The 17385-nt window shown below is 70.2% G+C and carries 16 protein-coding genes; 12 read left to right on the forward strand and 4 right to left on the reverse strand.

Annotation, left to right across the window (positions count from 1 at the left end):
* Window positions 1–3: 3 nt before the first annotated feature.
* A complete protein-coding gene (locus DMC61_RS03965) occupies window positions 4–426 on the reverse strand; it encodes a hypothetical protein (RefSeq protein ID WP_016330825.1) in 423 nt (140 codons plus the stop codon).
* Entirely contained in the window at window positions 419–784 is a 366-nt protein-coding gene (locus DMC61_RS03970) for a hypothetical protein (protein ID WP_125686849.1), read from the reverse strand. Before DMC61_RS03970 ends, DMC61_RS03965 begins: the two co-directional genes overlap by 8 nt.
* 425 nt (window positions 785–1209) lie before the next feature.
* On the opposite strand from DMC61_RS03970, the gene lanKC reads away from it, so the two are divergent.
* The 4 genes from lanKC to DMC61_RS03990 all read left to right on the forward strand — a co-directional run bounded on the left by lanKC (window position 1210) and on the right by DMC61_RS03990 (window position 7448).
* Window positions 1210–3753, forward strand: coding sequence for a class III lanthionine synthetase LanKC (lanKC, locus tag DMC61_RS03975; RefSeq protein WP_125686851.1), 2544 nt, complete (start codon window positions 1210–1212; stop codon window positions 3751–3753).
* Window positions 3754–3792: 39 nt separating this feature from the next.
* Complete coding sequence (locus DMC61_RS03980; protein WP_123798255.1) at window positions 3793–3936, forward strand: SapB/AmfS family lanthipeptide; 144 nt, start codon at window positions 3793–3795, stop codon at window positions 3934–3936.
* Between the two features lie 111 nt (window positions 3937–4047).
* Window positions 4048–5715 (forward strand): ABC transporter ATP-binding protein, encoded by a 1668-nt coding sequence (locus tag DMC61_RS03985; RefSeq protein WP_125686853.1) that lies wholly within the window; start codon window positions 4048–4050, stop codon window positions 5713–5715.
* Complete coding sequence (locus tag DMC61_RS03990) at window positions 5712–7448, forward strand: ABC transporter ATP-binding protein (protein ID WP_125686855.1); 1737 nt, start codon at window positions 5712–5714, stop codon at window positions 7446–7448. Before DMC61_RS03985 ends, DMC61_RS03990 begins: the two co-directional genes overlap by 4 nt.
* Here DMC61_RS03990 and DMC61_RS03995 read toward each other — a convergent pair.
* Complete coding sequence (locus DMC61_RS03995; RefSeq protein WP_016330831.1) at window positions 7404–7823, reverse strand: thioesterase family protein; 420 nt, start codon at window positions 7821–7823, stop codon at window positions 7404–7406. The genes DMC61_RS03990 and DMC61_RS03995 overlap by 45 nt on opposite strands.
* The gene (locus DMC61_RS04000) at window positions 7817–9049 is read right to left on the reverse strand and encodes a hydroxyacid-oxoacid transhydrogenase (RefSeq protein ID WP_063275109.1); all 1233 of its coding nucleotides are present in this window, start codon (window positions 9047–9049) and stop codon (window positions 7817–7819) included. The genes DMC61_RS03995 and DMC61_RS04000 overlap by 7 nt, the downstream gene beginning before the upstream one ends.
* Before the next feature lie 171 nt (window positions 9050–9220).
* On the opposite strand from DMC61_RS04000, the gene DMC61_RS04005 reads away from it, so the two are divergent.
* The 8 genes from DMC61_RS04005 to DMC61_RS04035 all read left to right on the forward strand — a co-directional run bounded on the left by DMC61_RS04005 (window position 9221) and on the right by DMC61_RS04035 (window position 17355).
* Window positions 9221–10882 (forward strand): thiamine pyrophosphate-dependent enzyme, encoded by a 1662-nt coding sequence (locus tag DMC61_RS04005; protein WP_255431473.1) that lies wholly within the window; start codon window positions 9221–9223, stop codon window positions 10880–10882.
* A gap of 259 nt (window positions 10883–11141) precedes the next feature.
* Entirely contained in the window at window positions 11142–11312 is a 171-nt protein-coding gene (locus DMC61_RS41340) for a hypothetical protein (protein WP_170064563.1), read from the forward strand.
* 248 nt (window positions 11313–11560) lie between these two features.
* Complete coding sequence (locus DMC61_RS04010) at window positions 11561–11764, forward strand: cold-shock protein (RefSeq protein WP_005163378.1); 204 nt, start codon at window positions 11561–11563, stop codon at window positions 11762–11764.
* Window positions 11765–11905: 141 nt separating this feature from the next.
* On the forward strand, window positions 11906–12616 hold the full coding sequence (locus DMC61_RS04015; protein WP_125686859.1) for a hypothetical protein: 711 nt from the start codon (window positions 11906–11908) through the stop codon (window positions 12614–12616).
* Window positions 12617–12694: 78 nt separating this feature from the next.
* Window positions 12695–13567, forward strand: a complete 873-nt coding sequence (locus DMC61_RS04020; protein WP_125686861.1) for an ATP-NAD kinase — start codon at window positions 12695–12697, stop codon at window positions 13565–13567.
* Window positions 13568–13649: 82 nt separating this feature from the next.
* Complete coding sequence (locus DMC61_RS04025; RefSeq protein ID WP_199749880.1) at window positions 13650–14900, forward strand: GAF domain-containing protein; 1251 nt, start codon at window positions 13650–13652, stop codon at window positions 14898–14900.
* 104 nt (window positions 14901–15004) lie between these two features.
* The gene (locus DMC61_RS04030; protein ID WP_125686864.1) at window positions 15005–16390 is read left to right on the forward strand and encodes a hypothetical protein; all 1386 of its coding nucleotides are present in this window, start codon (window positions 15005–15007) and stop codon (window positions 16388–16390) included.
* Window positions 16390–17355, forward strand: coding sequence for a glutamate ABC transporter substrate-binding protein (locus tag DMC61_RS04035; RefSeq protein WP_125686866.1), 966 nt, complete (start codon window positions 16390–16392; stop codon window positions 17353–17355). The genes DMC61_RS04030 and DMC61_RS04035 overlap by 1 nt, the downstream gene beginning before the upstream one ends.
* Window positions 17356–17385 lie beyond the last annotated feature (30 nt).

A 17385-nucleotide genomic window follows, 5' to 3' on the forward strand; every position in this document is an offset into this window, starting at 1 on the left:
GCGTCAGGGCTTCGTCCGACGCAACCAGAACAGCCCGATCACCGGCAGCACCAGCGGGATGAAGAGGTAGCCCTGCCCGTACACCGACCACACGGTGGCGTGCGGGAAGGCCTCGCGGTCGAAGAGGCTGAACGTGCCGACGGTCAGCACGCCGACCAGTTCGACGCCGCAGGCGATCAGCGCGATCCGCCACCAGCCCGCGCCGCGGCGGGCCAGCGCCACGGTGGCCAGGAGGTACACGACGGCCGCGAACGCGGAGAGGGCGTACGCCAGCGGGGCTTCACCGAACTTGGTGCTGATCTGCACGGCGGCGCGTGAGGTCGCCGCCAGCGCGAAGATCGCGTACACGGCGACCAGGATCCGTCCCGGGCCGGAGGCCTTGTCCGTCGCGGTGTCCACCGTCTTCTCCTCGGTTTCTTCAGGCACTTGCGCCCGCCCAGACCTCGTGCAGCCGGAGCACCATCACCGGGATGGCGAGGCAGGCGATGCCGAGGATCGCGGTGCTCGCCCGGGTGCGCTCGGCCAGCGCCCAGAAGGTCCCGAGCGGGAGCACGACCAGGCAGCCGATCAGATAGGCGAGATAGGTGGCCATGCTGCCGGGTCGGCCGCCGCCGATCAGCAGGACGACGCCGATCACGAGCTGGGCCACCAGGAGTACTTCGAGCACGGCGAGGCCGGCGAGCAGCGCGTTGTCCGGCAGCTTCTTGCGTGCCGCCTGGACGAAACTCCACCCCGCGACCAGCGCCGCGCAGATCGCGACGGTCACCGCGAACCCTGTGATCACGTCGGCCTCCTTACCCGCTCCACCGGCGACAACGTACCTCCGGGCGGATCACCGCCGACGGGCGACCGGTGGGCCGCGTGGCGGGCGCCACGGGCCGGGCAGTGGTCCAGACCTCGGGTGAATAGATCACGAAACGCGGTCGATTGGCGCACTGCCAATTCCATGGCGCGTTATTGCGTTCGGCGCCTCGACCTGGGATTACGGCGCCGGTGCGTTCTTGTTACACACCGACCGGGTGGTTGGAATCCGAGTTGATCTCACGCTGGGTACCCCTACCATTCGGTAGTTTTCGAATTCACGTCCCTGAACAGCCCATCCGAACCCCCGATATGGCGGATTGGCCGTTCGGGGTCCGGCAGGTGGAATATTCTGCATCGCGATGGTGCACATGGCCCATCCGATTGGTGCCAAGGAGGGGGCGCTCGATGGACGTCCGGTACGAAGCGTATTGCTTCGCCGATCCACTGTTCTTCGACGAACAGCGGGAAACCGGGGACGCCGCCGACGATTTCGCCTCCCTGCTGCCCGCTCCCGGGGACGGCTGGCGCACCGGAGTGCGCGGAGTGTGGCGGTTGTTGCACCCTGTTGCTCGAAACCTTCCCTTGCAGGGCTGGAAAATCCACGTGTCGGCAGGTCTGGGCAACGCCGAGCGAGTGCTCGTGAAGGTGCACGAGCATTGTGTCGAGCACGCCGTGTCCTACAAGCATCTGCGTTCACGGACCACCCTGCTGGCCAGGAATTCCAAATACGCGCCGCGTGACGGAAGCGGTAAGTTACTGACTCTTTATCCGGCTGACAACAACGAGCTCGAGCGTGTTCTCGTCGCGTTGTCGGCGAAGCTCGACGGCGAACCCGGGGCATACATTCTCAGTGATCTTCGGTATGGTGCCGGGCCGCTCTACGTCCGCTACGGCGGATTCGCCGAGCAATGGGTCGAACTCGACGGCAAGCGGGTCCTCGCGATACGCAAACCGGACGGGACGCTGGTCCCCGACAAGCGCGAACCGACCTTCTCCGTCCCCGACTGGGTGACGATTCCGGAGTTCCTGGCGCCTCATCTCGCAGCTCGCAAGAGCGGTGGTGCGGATCAGTTCCCCTATCAGGTGAAAAGTTCTCTGCACTTCTCCAACGGCGGCGGCGTGTACCTCGCCGACCGGAAGTCCGACGGCGAACGTGTGGTCCTCAAGGAGGCCAGGCCGTTCGCCGGCCTGGACCGCGACGGGGTCGACGCCGTCGAACGTCTCCGCCGTGAGCACGAGGTGCTGGAGCGATTGAAGGGCATCGACGGCATCCCCACCGCCTACGACCGCTTCACCGTCTGGGAGCACCACTTCCTGGCGATGGAGTACATGCCCGGCGTCTCGCTCGGCAACTGGCTCGCCCGCAACTACCCGCTCACCCGGCGCGACACCACCGAGGCCGACATCGCCGCGTACACCGAACGCGCGCTGGCGCTGGTCCGGCGGGTGGAGGCGATGGTCGGCGAGGTGCACGGCCGCGGGATCGTCTTCGGCGACCTCCATTCGTTGAACATCCTGGTGGACGGGGACGACGACAACGTCTCCCTGATCGACTTCGAGATGGCGGCCGACGTCGAAAGCGGCACCCGGCCCGCGCTCGGCGCGCCCGGCTTCCGTGCCCCGAGGGACCGGAACGGGTTCGAGGTCGACGAGTACGCGCTCGCCGTCCTGAAGCTGTGGATCTTCCTGCCGCTCACGACGCTCCTGGAGCTCGCCCCGGCGAAGCTGCGCGGGCTCGCGGACTTCGTCCAGCAGCGCTTCGACGTCCCGGAGGGCTACGCCGACTCGATCGTCGCGGAGCTCGCCCCTCGGAATCTGCCGCCGCTCACGAGCGCCACCGAGCTGGACCAGGAACGACCGGACTGGGCGCTGGTCCGCAAGCAGATCACCGAGGCGATCCTCGCCAGCGCGACCCCCGAGCGCACCGACCGGCTGTTTCCCGGTGACATCGAGCAGTTCCGCGTCGGCGGAGCGTGCTTCGGCTACGGCGCGGCAGGCGTCCTCCACGCACTGAAAACCGTCGGCGACGAGCGGCATCCCGCGCACGAACGCTGGCTGCTGGACTCGATCCGCCGCGATCCGCCCGGACGGCCGGGGTTCTACGACGGCTCGTACGGAATCGCGTACGTCCTCGAAGAGCTCGGATACCGGGACGAGGCCACCAAGCTCTTGGCGGCGTCGGCGACACTGGTCGAGCAGACCACCGACCACGGCCTTGAAGGCGGCCTGTCCGGTATCGGGCTCACCCAGCTGCATTTCGCGGTGGCCCGCAAGGACAACGAGTTCGGCAGGCAGGCGCTCGCCACCGCCGTCCGGCTCGCGGAAGCGCTCGAGATCGCCGACCCGCCCGGCGACTTCGGCCGCGCCGGGTTGCTCAACGGCTGGTCCGGTCCGGCGTTGCTGTTCGTGCGGCTGTTCGAACGCACCCGCGAAGAGGGCTGGCTGTCCTTCGCCGACCAGGCGCTGGAGCGGGACATCGAGGAATGCGTCGAGTCCGACGACGGCTCGCTGCAGGTCCGCGACGGCGAGACCCGGACGTTGCCCTACGCGGGTGTCGGCAGCGCCGGGATCCTCATGGTCGCCGAGGAACTCGCGAAGCACCGTCCGGACGCGAAGGCGTTGAAGAGCCTTCCCGGCCTGCGTGAAGCGTGCCGCGGCGAGTTCGTCATCCACCCCGGGCTGTTGTTCGGGCGGGGCGGGCTGATGACCGCGCTGGCCATGGGCGCCGAACCGGACCAGCGCGTCCGCGACGCCATCGACCTGCATCTTTCCCGGCTGGCCTGGTACGCGGTGCCGTACAAGGGCGGCCTGGCGTTCCCCGGCAACCAGCTGCTGCGGCTGTCGATGGACGTCGTCACCGGCGGCGCGGGCGTCCTGCTCGCCCTGGCCGCCACCCTGGACGGGAAGGCCGCGCTGCCTTTCCTGTCCTCCCGAACTGCCGTCCGATGAGGACGGCGGACCAAGAGGTAACTAGTGAAAGGGAACACCATGGAACTGGTTCTCGACCTGCAGGCCCTGGAAGCCCCCGAGGTTCTCGAAGGCGGCGGCGGTGGCAGCCACGGCGGCGCGAGCAACCTCAGCCTGCTGGCCTCCTGCGCGAACAGCACCGTCAGCCTGCTGACCTGCCACTGAGTCACGGCTGAGCACTGAAGGCGCGGGAGCGGCACAGGCCAAGTGCGCCGCTCCCGCGCCTTCATTTTGCCTTCCGGTTCATCTCGTTGGGATCACGGTGTGAGGAGTGGGATGGCGGGTTCCGCCGATCGGTTGCTGGTCAAGGTGACCGCGCTGGATCGCCCCCGCCTGATCGCGCTGATCCTCAGCGCGCTCGCCGGGACGGCGGCGGGGCTGCTCCTGCCCGGCCCGCTCGCCGCGGCGGTCGACGCCGTCGTGGCCGGACGGCCCAGCCTGCCCGAGGTCACCTGGCTGATCGTCCTCGGCGTCACCGAGATCGCCGTCGGCCTGATCGGCGGCATCCTCACCGCGCGGATGACCGCGTCCGCCACGGCCTGGCTGCGCAGGAAACTCGCTGACCGCTACCTCGCGCTCGGCACCCGATCGACCTTCGCCGACGGCGACGCGATCAGCAGGCTCACCGGCGACTGCACCGGCGCGGGACTGGTCGCCTCGGTCGTCGTCCAGCTCGGGTCGACCACCCTGATCTCCGGCGGGGCCGTCGTCCTGCTCGCGCTGATGGACTGGCGGCTCGCGCTGGTCTTCCTCGGCAGCATCCCGTTCGGCCTGATGCTCGCGCGCACCCACCTGAAGAACACCGCCGACGACGTCCTCACCTACCAAGAGGTGTCCGGCGAACTCGCGGCGAGGATGGTCGACGCCGTCGCCGGGCTCCGCACGATCGCCGCGTCCGGCACCGCCGACCGCGAAGCCGGCCGGGTGCTGCGGCCGTTGCCGAAACTGAGCCTCGCCGGCCGCGGGATGTGGCGCACGCAGGCCCGGATGGTGTGGCGCTCCGGACTGCTGCTGCCCGCGGTCGAACTCGCGGTGCTCGGCGCCGCTGGTTTCGGGGTGCTGGAAGGCAGGCTGACCGTCGGCCAGGTTCTCGCGGCGCTCGGCTACGTCGCGCTCGGCATGGGCTTGATCACGCAGATTCCCTTGCTCACCACACTTTCCCGCGCCCGGTCGTGTGCGCGGCGGATTACCGAGGTGCTGGAGGCGCCGGTCCCCGAACCGGGTGACCTCGGCGTCGTCCCCGGGCGGGGCACGCTCGAACTGCGCGGCGTCGCCGTCGAAGGCGCGTTGCGCGACGTCGACCTGCTCGTCCGTGGCGGGCGGTTCACCGCGGTCGTCGGGCGGTCCGGTTCGGGGAAGTCCGCGCTGGTCAACGTCCTCGGCGGGCTGCTGACCCCGGACGAGGGGACGGCGACGCTCGACGGCCGCCCGCTGGAGAAGCTGCGGCCGTACGAACTCCGCGCGGTGGTCGGGTTCGCCTTCGAACGGCCAGCGCTGCTCGGCGCGACGATCGGCGACGCCGTCGGCTACGGCTCGTGGGCCGGTGAGGCCGCCGTGCGCGCCGCCTGCCGGTCCGCGCAGGTCGACGACCTGATCGTCCGGTTGCCGGACGGCTACCGGACGCCGCTCAGGGAAACCCCGCTCTCCGGCGGGGAGGCGCAGCGGATCGGCCTGGCCCGCGCGATCGCGCACGCGCCGCGGGTGCTCATCCTCGACGACGCCACCGCCAGCCTCGACACGGTCACCGAAGCCGCCGTCGAGGAGGCGATCGAACGCACGCTGCCCGGCCGGACCAGGGTGGTGGTGACGCATCGCGCGGCCACCGCGTCGCGCGCGGACACGGTGGTGTGGCTGGAAGACGGCCGCGTCCGGGCGGTCGGCACCCATGACGAACTGTGGCGGACTCCGGCGTACCGGGCCGTCTTCACCGAGGGCGCGCAGTGAGCGTCTGGGGGCTCTACCGCTCGGCGCTGGCCGGGCAGTGGCGCGGCGGTCTGGTGCTGCTGGCCTGCTCCGTACTGGAGAGCGCCCCCGCGTTCTTGTCCGGTCGCCTGGTCGAACTCGCGGTTGACGAGGGGTTTGCCGCGGATCGGCCAGGCACCGGACTGCGTTGGCTCGCGGTCTTCGGGCTGGTCGCCGTGATCGGCGCGTTCGGTTCGCGGCTGGTGTGGCATCAGCTAGGCAAGGTCGTCGAGCCGTTGCGCGACGCACTGGTGACCGCCGTCGTGCGCGGGGTCCTGCACGATCCGGCGCCACCGCGGAATCAGCCGGACGCCAGCGGCGTCGCCCGCATCACCCAGCACGTCGAGGTGGTACGCGACGCCACGGCCGGGCTGCTGGTGCAGGCGCGCGGGATGATCGTGACGACGGTGGCGGCGCTGGCCGGGTTGTTCACCGTCGCCGGTTCGCTCGCGTTGATCGTGGCGATCCCGGTGGTGGTCTCGGTCCTCGTGTTCGCCTGCCTGCTCCCGTCGCTGGCGCGGCGTCAGCGCGCGCTCGCGCTGGCCGACGAGCGGACCGCCGAGGTCGCGGGCGCGTCGTTGTCCGGTATGCGTGACATCGTCGCGTGCGGTGCCGAACCCCTTGCCGCGCTGGAGCTTTACGACGCCATCGACACGCAGGCCAAGGCGGCCGTGCGGGTGGCGCGGTCCGGGGCGGCCCGCACGGTGGTGATCGCGACCGGCGGTTTCGTGCCGCTGCTCCTGGCGTTGCTGGTGGCGCCGGGCATGGTCCAGGCCGGGGTGCTCACCGCCGGCGCCGCGCTCGGCGCGCTCGTCTATCTGGCGACGACGATGCAGCCCGCGTTGCGAGGGCTGGCCGCGACGGCGAGGACCGTGGTGCTGCGGCTGATCGTCGCCCTGCGGCGGCTCGCCGAGACCGCCGAGGCCGAGCCGGAGGCCGACGGCACGGCCGAACCCGACGGGACCGCGATCTACGTGCGCGACCTGACCTTCAGCTGGGGCGCGGCCGCGCAACCGGTGGTGCGCGGGCTCGACCTGCACCTGCGGCCCGGCGAGCGGCTCGCGGTGGTGGGGCCGAGCGGAATCGGCAAGTCGACCTTGGCCGGGCTGCTGACCGGCATGCTCGCCCCGCAGGCCGGCCGGGTGCTGCTCGGCGGCGTGCCGGTCCGCGAAGTCCCGGCGGCCCTGCGGCACCGGATGGTCGCGCTGATCCCGCAGGAGGCGTACGTCTTCGCGGGGACCGTGCGGGACAACGTCGGCCTGTTCGCGCAGACCGCGATGGACGGCGAACTGCTGGCTGCGGTGCGCGCCGTCGGCGCGGAACCGCTGGTCACGCGGCTGGGCGGGCTCGACGGCGAGATCGGGCACGGCACGCTGTCCGCCGGTGAGGCGCAGTTGATCGCGCTTGCGCGGGTGTACGCGAGCGAAGCGACCGTCGTCATCCTCGACGAGGCGACGTCGCATCTCGACCCGCCCGCCGAAGCCCGCGCGGAACGGGCGTTCGCCGAGCGGGGCGGGGTGCTGGTGGTGATCGCGCACCGGCTGACGTCGGCGTTGCGCGCGGACCGGGTCCTGGTGATGGACGGCAAGGAGACCGCCCTGGGCACCCACCTCGAACTCATGGACCGGTCCACGCGCTACGCCCAGCTCATGCACGCGTGGTCGCCGCGGCTACCCCAGCCCAGTGCGCAGTTCTTCCAGCGCGCTCCTGAGTAGACCTTCGACGGGAACCGGGCGCCGGGATTCGCGATCGACGAAGACGTGCACGAAATGCCCCTCCGCGATCACCGTCTCCTTCGAATACATCCCGACCTCGTAGCGGACGCTGGACCGGCCGAGGTGGCCCACCCGCAGGCCGACTTCGAGTTCTCCCGGGAACGACACCGAAGCGTGGTATTTGCACTGCGATTCCACGCACAACCCGATGACCGCGCCGGTCTCGATGTCGAGGCCGCCGCGTTCGATCAGCCAGGTGTTGATGACGGTGTCCATCACCGAATAGTGGACGACGTTGTTGACGTGTCCGTAGACGTCGTTGTCCTTCCACCGCAACGGAACCGTCTGCCAGTGCGGATACTCGGCGTTCACCACAGCGTCACCGACTCCCGCAGGATCACCGCGAGGTCCGCTTCGGACGCCTCGCGCGGCGCCGTCGCCAGCAGCCGTTGTTGTTTCACCGTGCCGGAAACCAGGGAGTCCACATCGGACTCGGTGTAGCCGACGGCGCCGATCCCGTTGGGGATCCCGATCTCCCGCATGATCTGCCCGAGCACCGCGGGCAGGTGGTCCCGCAGATCGCCCGGCCATTCGTAATCCGGCGCGAGCAGCCGCGCCACCCGGATGTGCCGGTCCGGCGCGGCGTCGAAGGTGAACCGGAACGCCGCCGGCGCCGTCAGCGAGACGGCCATCCCGTGCGGCACCATCGCTTCGTCACCCGGATACCCCGGAGGATGGAATTCCCGTACCTGCCCGGCGATCGGATACGCGTTGGCGTGCGGGATGTGCACCCCGGCGTTGCCGAAACCGAGCCCGGCGAACGTCGCCGCGAGCGCCATCGCCTCGCGCGCCTTCATGTCCGAGCCGTCGCGCACGGCCGCGGGCAAGGCCCACGACAGCAGCCGCAGCGACTGCTCGGCGAACATGTCGGCCAGCGGATTCGAGCCACAGTAAGGAACCCGGTCCTCCGGCCGCTTCCGGTCGAACTCGGTGTACGGCTTGGCCGTATAGCTTTCCGCGGCGTGGCAAAGGATGTCCATCCCGCTGGCGGCGGTCACCTCGGGCGGCTGCGAGACCGTCAGCCTCGGGTCGACCACCGCGAGGCTCGGCCGCATCCGGAGATGGCTGATGCCGCTCTTCACCCGCAGCGACAACACGTCCAGCACGCAGACCGTGGTGCTCTCCGAGCCTGTCCCGGTGGTGGTCGGCACCGCGACCAGCGGTTTCAGCGGCGAGCTCGGGGCGCGGCCGCCGCCGACCGGCGCGTTGACGTAGTCCATCAGGTCGCCGTCGTTGCTGGTCAACAGGTTCACCGCTTTGGCGGTGTCGATGGCCGACCCGCCACCCACGGCGACGAAGGCGTCCCACTCGCCCTGTCCACGCGCGAAGTCGACGGCCTTCCGCATGCTGACGTCGGTCGGCTCGACGTGCACGCCGTCGAAGACGACGGCTTCGATGCCATAGGTTTCGATGCCTTCGGCGATCCGTTGCGGCCAGCCCGTCGCGGCGACACCCGGATCGGTCAGAACGAGCACCCGGCGGGCGCCGTACTGGGTGAGGTCGTAGCCGATCTCATCGCTCGACCCGGTGCCGTACTTCAAGGCAGGCGCCCCGTAAGTGAAAACAGTTTCACGTCCGGCGGTGGCTGAGGTCACGTTTTCGTGCTCCCTTGCTCGAACACGTTCCGAATATCGGACATTCCGCCGCTCCGGGGTTGCCGGAATCGGAAGATCGCTTGACGGCACCGATCACCGCCCGCCTAAGCTCTTCTCATTAGATACCAACCGGGAGCGTCCGTCGCCCAGACGGCCGTGCGGATCCTGACCGAGGCGCAGATCCACCGCGTGTACGCGGTGGTGGGTGAGTCCTTCCTGGATCTGCTCGACGCGCTGCAACGCGAGCGCTCGATCACCTTCGTCTCGGCGAGGCACGACTCCGGCGCGGCCTTCATGGCGGAGGCCGAAGGCAAGCTCACCGAGCATCCCGCGGTCCTGCTCGCCGGCCGCGGCCCGAACGCGGCGAACCTCGCGATCGGCGTCTCCACGGCGTACCAGGACGAGAGCCCGATGGTCGTCCTCCTGGAGAACCCGCCGCAGGATCCCGGCCCGACGAGCGAGCTGCCCACCGCGGACCTGGCCGCGATGTTCGAGCCGATCTCGAAGTGGACCGGCCGCGCGGAATCGCCCGACGAGGTGCCCGGTCTGCTGGTCGAGGCGCTGACCCGCTGCCGCGAGGGGCGGCCGGGCCCCACCGTCGTCGCCGTCCCCGCCGATTTCTGGGGTGTCCCGTTCGATTCGGCGAAACCGGTCGCCGCCGTGCGCCCGCCCGCCACCGGCGCGCTGGGCCGGACCGCCGAGGCGGTCGCGCAGCTGGTCGACGAGGCCCGCTACCCGGTGGTGATCGTCGGCGGCCGGGCCCGCGCGGCGCGCGACGAGCTGATCGCCGTCGTCGACGAGCTCGCGCTGCCGGTGTACAACGCGTTCCGCCGCCAGGACGCCTTCCCCGAGAACCACGCGCGCTACGCCGGCCACCTCGGCATCGGCATCCCCGCACGGCAGCTCGACGCGCTGGAGCGCGCGGATCTCGTGCTCGCGCTGGGCACGCAGCTCGACGAGGTCACCACTCAGTCCTTTCGCTACCCGACGCCGTCGCAGACGCTGGTGCTGGTCGGCACCGGGATCGAGCCCGCCCGCCGCGGCGGCCTGACCTTCCGGGTCGACTCCGAGGTCGAGCCCTTCCTGCGTGAACTGCGCAATGTCGCCTCGCCCCGGCAGCGGCGCGCGTCGGCCGCGAACGCCGCGGTGCACACCTTCATGACGCCGCCCGACACCAGCGGCGCCACCCGCGTCCACCCCGCCGACGTCATCCGCGCGGTGCGCAAACTCGCGCCCGAAGACGCGATCGTGACCAGCGACGCGGGCAACTTCGCCCAGTTCATGCACCGCTACTGGTGTTTCACCGCGCCGCGCAGCCAGCTCGGGCCGAGCAACGCGGCCATGGGCTACGCGGTGCCCGCGGCGGTCGCGGCGAAACTCGCCGAACCACGCCGGACGGTGATCGCGATGGCGGGCGACGGCGGCGCGCTGATGACCGGGCAGGAGATCGAGACCGCCGTCCGCTACCGGGTGCCGGTGACCGTCCTGGTGTTCCAGAACGGACTGCACGGCCCGCTCGCGGTGCACCAGGCGCGCAAACACGGCCGGCTGTCGGGGGTCACCGTCCCCATCACCGACTTCGCGTCGTGGGCGCGCGGGCTCGGCGCCGCCGGGTACACCGTGGACGACCGGGAAGAGCTGGAGCCGATCATCGCGAGCGCGCTGGTGCGGCAACGGCCTTGTGTGATCGACATCCGCACGGATCCGGACGTGGTGACCCCGGACATCCGGCTGACTAGCCTGCTGGGCGCCGCGAGGCCGCAGCAGGGCGGCCAGTAGGGGCCGCCACGCCGACTACCGGGCGGTACTTTTTCTCAGGGGATACACAGAAACCCTTGTGGTGCCGCCTTCACCTGCTCCAAAGGGTGGGAACGAGGTGACGACTCGGCCGACTTTCGGTCGCGGACACCGGATTTTGTCGGTCGGCCGTGGCACAATCGCGGCATCACCGAGAGTCCGATATGGACGGGGCAATGGCCGGTGTGGTTGTTGGCACGCAGTACGTACGTAGAGCGTTGTGTTGACACTGGGAGAAAACATGGCTGACGAAGCGAAGCCACAGGACAAGTCCGTTTCCGGCGTGGTGCCGGTGCTGTTCAGCGCGGACGCGGAGACCCACGACATCGCCGTCGTGGCCACGAACCGGGAGGCGCTGCGCCGCTCGCCGTTCGGCACCGAGGTACCCCTGCGCGCCGCCAGCGGCGAATAGCCCGGCCGGTCGCCTCTTCGGCCGGAGGGGTACAGTGCGGCTGCGCACACCCGGGTGATGGCGCTTGTCGGCCTGCGTGAGGTGTGCTTTACTGCACCAGGTCTCGATTTTTGTGTTCGTGTTGGTTCACGCTCGCAGAACTCAGCGGGCGTAGTGTCTCCTCGTGTTTCCGGGGAAGCAAACCGTCTGGTCATGACCCGGGCTGCCGACGTGGCTTCCTGTTTGTTTGTGTTGCATATGGAGATTTTATGACTCAGGGCACTGTGAAGTGGTTCAACTCCGAGAAGGGGTTCGGCTTCATCACTCCCGACAACGGCGGCGGCGACGTCTTCGTGCACTACAGCGAGATCAAGGGCAACGGCTTCCGTACCCTCGAGGAGAACGCCCGCGTGGAGTTCGAGATCGGGCAGGGCGCGAAGGGTCCGCAGGCCACCTCGGTCACCGTGATCTGATCCAGGTTTTCCAAGCAGGGCCGTCATCCCCTCGGGGAGGCGGCCCTGCTGCTTTTCCGGGACCGATCCTGACGAAAGTCGAGGCCCGCGCCTGACTTTCGGGCGCTGTCCCGCGCCGCCCGGCCCGGCGACGATTCCGTCATGAACGGTAAAACCGGCCGATGGATCGGCGGAGTGGCCCTGATTCTCGCCCCGCTCGTCTGGTTCGCGGGCCTGCTGTTGCGACATCTGGTGCTCAAGGACTTCACGCCGGAGCAAGCCGCGTGGTTCGACGAGCAGCCCTTCGCCGCCCCCGGGCAGCTGGCCGCGTACGCCGCGAACCCCGGCCTGGTGACGGCCGCGTACTCGGTCTTCCTGCTCGGCGCGGTCCTCCTGCTGCCGGCCTTCCTGATGCTGGCGAAGATCGTCGCGGAGAAGGCGCCGGCGTTGGCGGGCTGGGGCTTCCTGCTCCTCGCGCTCGGCCTGTTCGCGAGGGTCTACTTCGCAGGCGTCGACCTGACGGCCTTCGAGCTCGTCGACAAGCTCGGGCTGGAGCAGGCGACCAGGCTGGTGATGGACGACTACGTCGACCTGTCCTACGGCCTGTGGCGGATCCCGGTCACCGCGTCGGTCGGCCAGTACGCCGGAGGCCTGCTGCTGGCCATCGGGGCGTTCCGGGCCGGCACCTTCGGCACCGGGCGGGCGCTGCTGTTCCTCTGGCCGTGCACCCTCTGGATGGGCGTGCTCAAGGAAAGCGAGTTCCTGAGCGTCGTCACCGCGGTGGCCCTCGGCCTGGTGCTCGTGCCGCTCGGCGTCCGTGTCCTGACGGGCAGGCGGCCGGTTGACCAAAAGTCCCGCGCCCTTTCCTGGTGATGCAACCTCGTGCAACTCTTTCTTTCGTGGCCCGGACGTCGTTTCCTTGTAGGGACTTGGCGCGGCAGCGGAGGACATGTGGGCGAAGCGGTTGCGGGGATCGTGGCGAACCCCGCTTCGGAGCGTGACATCCAGGGCCTGCGTTCGGCACTGAGGGTGGCCGGCGTCGGCCGCGTGATGGTGTGGGCCGACGCGGGCAAGATCATCGGCACCGTCCGCCGGATGGTGGACGCGGGTGCGAGCGTGCTCATCTGCCTCGGCAACGAGAGCATGATGCGGGCCGCGGCGGCCGCCTGTGGTGACGTCCCGCTGCTGATGCTGCCCGCCGGTGGCGCCGACGAGTCCACCGTCGCCGGGCTCGCCGCCGGGCTGGTGGCCACCCATCAGGTGGACACGGACCTGGTCACGAACCGCGCCACCGTGCTCGAGGTCGTCACGAAGGCCCGCCGTGAGATCGCGCTGACCGACGTCAGCGTGTGCTCGGAGAGCCGGTGGGATCCCGCGTCGCTGACCGAGCTGTACTGCACGTTCGCGGTTCCGGACGGGGTCGGGCTGTCGAGCATCCCCGGGCGGCTCTGTCCCAGCCCGAAGTCCACTGTGGACGGTGTCGCGGTCTCGCTCGGGCCGGTCGACGAGACGCCGTACGTGGTGCAGGCGCCGATCGCGCCCGGCGACGTCCGGGCGGTGGGCGTCCGCGGCTGGAGCGTGCTGCACGCCGGGGTCCGCGTCGATCTCGCCGCCGGCGGCGGCTCCATCGCGCTGGACGGCCAGCCGCACTTCGTGCTCAAGCCGGGAGAGAGCGCTTTCGTCGAATTGAAGCCCGACGGGCCGTGGTGTGTCGACGTCCGCGCCGTGATGGCCGAGGCCACCAGGACCGGCCTGCTGCTGGGCAGGAAGCCGACGGCGGCCCTTCCCACGCCGCGCCTGGCGGACGCACCCTTCCCCGGATAGCCCGCGCCCAGGTCACAGAGACCTTCCGCTCCCCGGGTCACGCAGGCACACTGGCCTGAACAGAGCAGAAGGAGTAGGCCAGGTGCAGCTCGAGGCGGCGCTGCCGGTCGGTGCGGATCCGCGGCGGCACGCGCGTGCCCTCGCCGAAGTGCGCGAGGCCGCGCTCGCCGGGACCACGCTCCCGGGCAGGCCCCGCGCGGTGATCGGCGCGTCCTGGCAACGGATGCGGCGGCTGGGCCTCGACCCGGACCGCGGCTCGCCGACCCCTCCGCTCGCCCCGGACCAACTGGAAGCCCGGCGCCGGGACAGCGGCCTCGCGACCGTGCTCCCAGCACTTCGCGGCGGCCTGATCGGCCTCGCCGAGCAGGCCGCGCACATCATGGTCGTCGTCGACGCCGACGGCCGGGTGCTCTGGCGCGACGGCAGTACCGCGGTCCGCCGTCGGGCCGACGGGCTCGGCTTCGTCGAAGGGGCCGACTGGCACGAGCCCGCCACGGGCACCAACGCCATCGGGACGGCGCTGGTCGCCAGGCATCCGGTGCAGGTCTACTCGGCCGAGCACTACGTCAGCAACCAGCACGACTGGACCTGCGCCGCCGCCCCACTGCACGATCCGAGGAACGGCAGGCTGCTCGGCGCGGTCGACCTCTCGGGACCGGCCTCCACCGTGCATCCGTCCACTCTCGCCCTGGTCGACGCGGTCGCGAAGCTCGCCGAAGCGCATCTGCGCACCACGCATCTCTCGGATCTCGAACGGTTGCGCGGGCTGGCCACCCCCTTGCTCGCCAAGGTGAAGGGGCGGGCGGTCATCACCGACCCGCACGGCTGGATCGCGGCCTCGGCGGGGCTCGTCCCGGTCGGCCGGATCGCGCTGCCGAACGACGCGGCCCCGGGCCGCACCTGGTTGCCGACGTACGGCGACTGCCTGCTGGAGCCGCTGCCCGGCGGCTGGCTCGTCCGGCTCACCGAGGAGGAGGACGCGCCGCCGACCCGGGTCGTGCTCGATCTGAGGTCGTCGCGGGAAAGCACGCTGCGCGTCTCGGGCGCGGCAGGCACCTGGTCGCATCGGCTGAGTCCGCGGCACGCGGAGATGCTGTACGTCCTCGCGCTCCATCGAGCGGGGAGATCGGCGTCGGAACTGTCGCTCGACCTCTTCGGCGACGCCGGGCGCACTGTCACCGTCCGCGCGGAGATGTCCAGGATGAGGCGGCATTTCGGCGGTTTCCTGCTGGCCCGGCCGTACCGGTTCGACGACGACGTCGAGGTGGTCGTCGAGCGGCCCGCCGACGGCGAGGTCCTGCCGCATTCCGTCGCGCCCGCTGTCCGGGGTTGACGGCCCGCAGATCACGTGCCGATGACACACCCCGGTGTCACTGGCTGCGCTGATCCCGACTCGGATACCTTCTTTGCGGATAGAGCCAATGGGGAGGATCGGCGATGACGAGCACTGTGACCCGGCCGGGGAGTCCCGCGCCACCCCCCGCGCCGGAAGGCCGCGGCGGGATCGCCGGGCTGCTCGAGCTGCCGGGGAACGGGATCCGCGCGATCGTCCGGTCCGCGGCGACCACGCCGGGCAGGCTGTCGGTGATCGCGATCGGGCTCGTGCTGCTGTCGCTCGTCGCGGGTCTGTTCGGGACGCTGGCGGCGCAGGACAAGAAGGACACGATCAACGGCCTGATCGACCACCGCGAACCGCTGGCCGCCGCCGCGCAACAGGTCTATCGCGCGCTTTCGGACGCCGACGCGACCGCGGCCAGTTCGTTCCTCTCCATCGGCGCCGAGCCGCTTCCGATGCGCCAGCGGTACGAACGCGACATCGCCGAGGCCGGGGCCGCGCTGGCGAAGGCCGCCTCGGACTCGTCCGGTGCCGGCAAGGCCGCTGAGCAGATCAACATCCTCGGCCGCGAGATCCCCGTCTACACCGGACTGATCGAGACCGCTCGCGTCTACAACCGGCAGGGCTATCCCGTCGGTGCCTCGTATCTGCGCGAGGCGTCGGAGCTCATGCGGTCGAAAATCCTTCCCGCCGCACAGGATCTCTACCGGACCGACACCGACCGGCTCGCCGCCGAACAGGACGACGCGACCGGATTCCCTTGGCTGGCAACGGCTTTGGTGCTGGTCCTGCTCGCCGCGCTGATCGTCACGCAGGTGCACCTGACGCGGAAGACCAACCGGTTGCTGAACGTCGGGCTCGTCGTCGCGACCGCGTCGGTGGTGGTCGCCCTGCTGTGGGGCTCGGTCGCGCTGATCGTGCAGAGCACCCTCGTCGGCGGCGGTGAAGAAGACGGCTCGCACCAGGTGGACGTGCTCGTCCGGGCCAGGATCGCGGCGCTGCAGGCGCGAGCCGACGAAACGCTGACCCTCGTCGCCCGCGGCGACGGCGCGGCGTACGAAAAGAACTTCGGCGACCTCGCCGCGCAACTCGGCGGGACCGACGGCCAAGGCGGTCTGCTGGGCGAGGCCCGCGGACTCGCGGCGGGCGGCCCGGCCGCGGAGAAGGTGGACGCGGCCATCCAGGCGGCGTCGGCGTGGTTCAAGGCGCACGCCGAGGTGCGGCGGCAGGACGACGACGGCTTCTACCAGGACGCCGTCGGGACGGCCATCCGCGACGACAAGAAGGACGGCGCGGCCGGGGCGTTCCTGCGGCTCGACGAGAACCTGGTGGCCGCGATCAACGTGGGACGACAGGAATTCCTCGACGACACCCGTAATGCCGAACGCGCGCTGACCCTGCTCGCGCCGGGTATCGCGGTGCTGGCGGTGCTGGCGGCGGCGGGGTCGGCCTTGGGAATCCGTGAACGGCTGAGGGAGTACCGGTGATGCGGAACGGTCTGCGGACGGCCGTGCTCGGCGCGGTGTTGGTGCTGGCGACGGCTTGTGGCAGCGCGGGGTCGCCGGTGGACCCGGCACCCGTCGGCGACGTCGCGCCGCCGCTGCCCGCGAACGTCGGCGGCGCCGACAACACCGGCGGCGGCGGAACGACCGACACGAGCTGCAACCCGTTGGCCAGCCTGCGGCCGACCAACGGCACGTCGATCACCAGCGGCTCGACGATGGCGAAGATCAAGGAGAACGGCAAGCTCGTCGCGGGCGTCGACCAGACGACGTTCCTGTTCGGCTTCCGGAACCCGACGTCGGGCCAGCTCGAAGGGTTCGACATCGACATGGTCAACGAGATCGCGAAGGCGATCTTCGGCAGCGCGGAAGGCCGCGTGCAGTTCCGGGCGATCCCGTCGAAACTCCGGGAAGACGTGCTCGAGAAGAAGCAGGTCGACATCGTGGTGCGGACCTACAGCATCACCTGCAGCCGGTTGAAGAAGGTCAACTTCTCGACCGCTTATTACCAAGCGGGGCAACGGATCCTGGTCGAAGCCGGGTCGAAGGTCGCGCAGTTGTCGGACCTCGCCGGGCGGCGGGTGTGCGCGACCAAGACGTCGACCTCGCTGACGAAGATCGCCGCGGATCCGTCGAAGCCGGTGCCCGTCTCGGTGGACAACTGGTCGGACTGCCTGGTGATGCTGCAGCAGAAGCAGGTCGAGGCCGTGTCGACGGACGACGTCATCCTCGCCGGGATGCTCGCGCAGGATCCGACGCTGAAGATCGTGGGGGACCGGTTCACCGAGGAGAACTACGGCATCGGGATCCCGAAGGAGAACGAGGACATGGTCCGGTACGTGAACGCCGTGCTGGAGAACGTGCGCGGTGGCGCGTGGCAGACGATCTACGCCAAGTGGATCGGCAACAAACTCGAGGGCGGGACGCCGCCTCCAGCCCAGTACAAGTGAGAACGGGCCGTTCGGGATTCGCTCCCGAAC

This window comes from Amycolatopsis sp. WAC 04169 (genome assembly GCF_003947535.1).
GTDB lineage: Bacteria > Actinomycetota > Actinomycetes > Mycobacteriales > Pseudonocardiaceae > Amycolatopsis > Amycolatopsis keratiniphila.

Coding starts and splice junctions, on each gene's coding strand:
- lanKC (WP_125686851.1), top strand. CDS start 1,210: ATGGACGTCCGGTACGAAGCGTATTGCTTCGCCGATCCACTGTTCTTC.
- DMC61_RS04035 (WP_125686866.1), top strand. CDS start 16,390: ATGCGGAACGGTCTGCGGACGGCCGTGCTCGGCGCGGTGTTGGTGCTG.
- DMC61_RS03980 (WP_123798255.1), top strand. CDS start 3,793: ATGGAACTGGTTCTCGACCTGCAGGCCCTGGAAGCCCCCGAGGTTCTC.
- DMC61_RS41340 (WP_170064563.1), top strand. CDS start 11,142: ATGGCTGACGAAGCGAAGCCACAGGACAAGTCCGTTTCCGGCGTGGTG.
- DMC61_RS04015 (WP_125686859.1), top strand. CDS start 11,906: ATGAACGGTAAAACCGGCCGATGGATCGGCGGAGTGGCCCTGATTCTC.
- DMC61_RS04010 (WP_005163378.1), top strand. CDS start 11,561: ATGACTCAGGGCACTGTGAAGTGGTTCAACTCCGAGAAGGGGTTCGGC.
- DMC61_RS03985 (WP_125686853.1), top strand. CDS start 4,048: ATGGCGGGTTCCGCCGATCGGTTGCTGGTCAAGGTGACCGCGCTGGAT.
- DMC61_RS04030 (WP_125686864.1), top strand. CDS start 15,005: ATGACGAGCACTGTGACCCGGCCGGGGAGTCCCGCGCCACCCCCCGCG.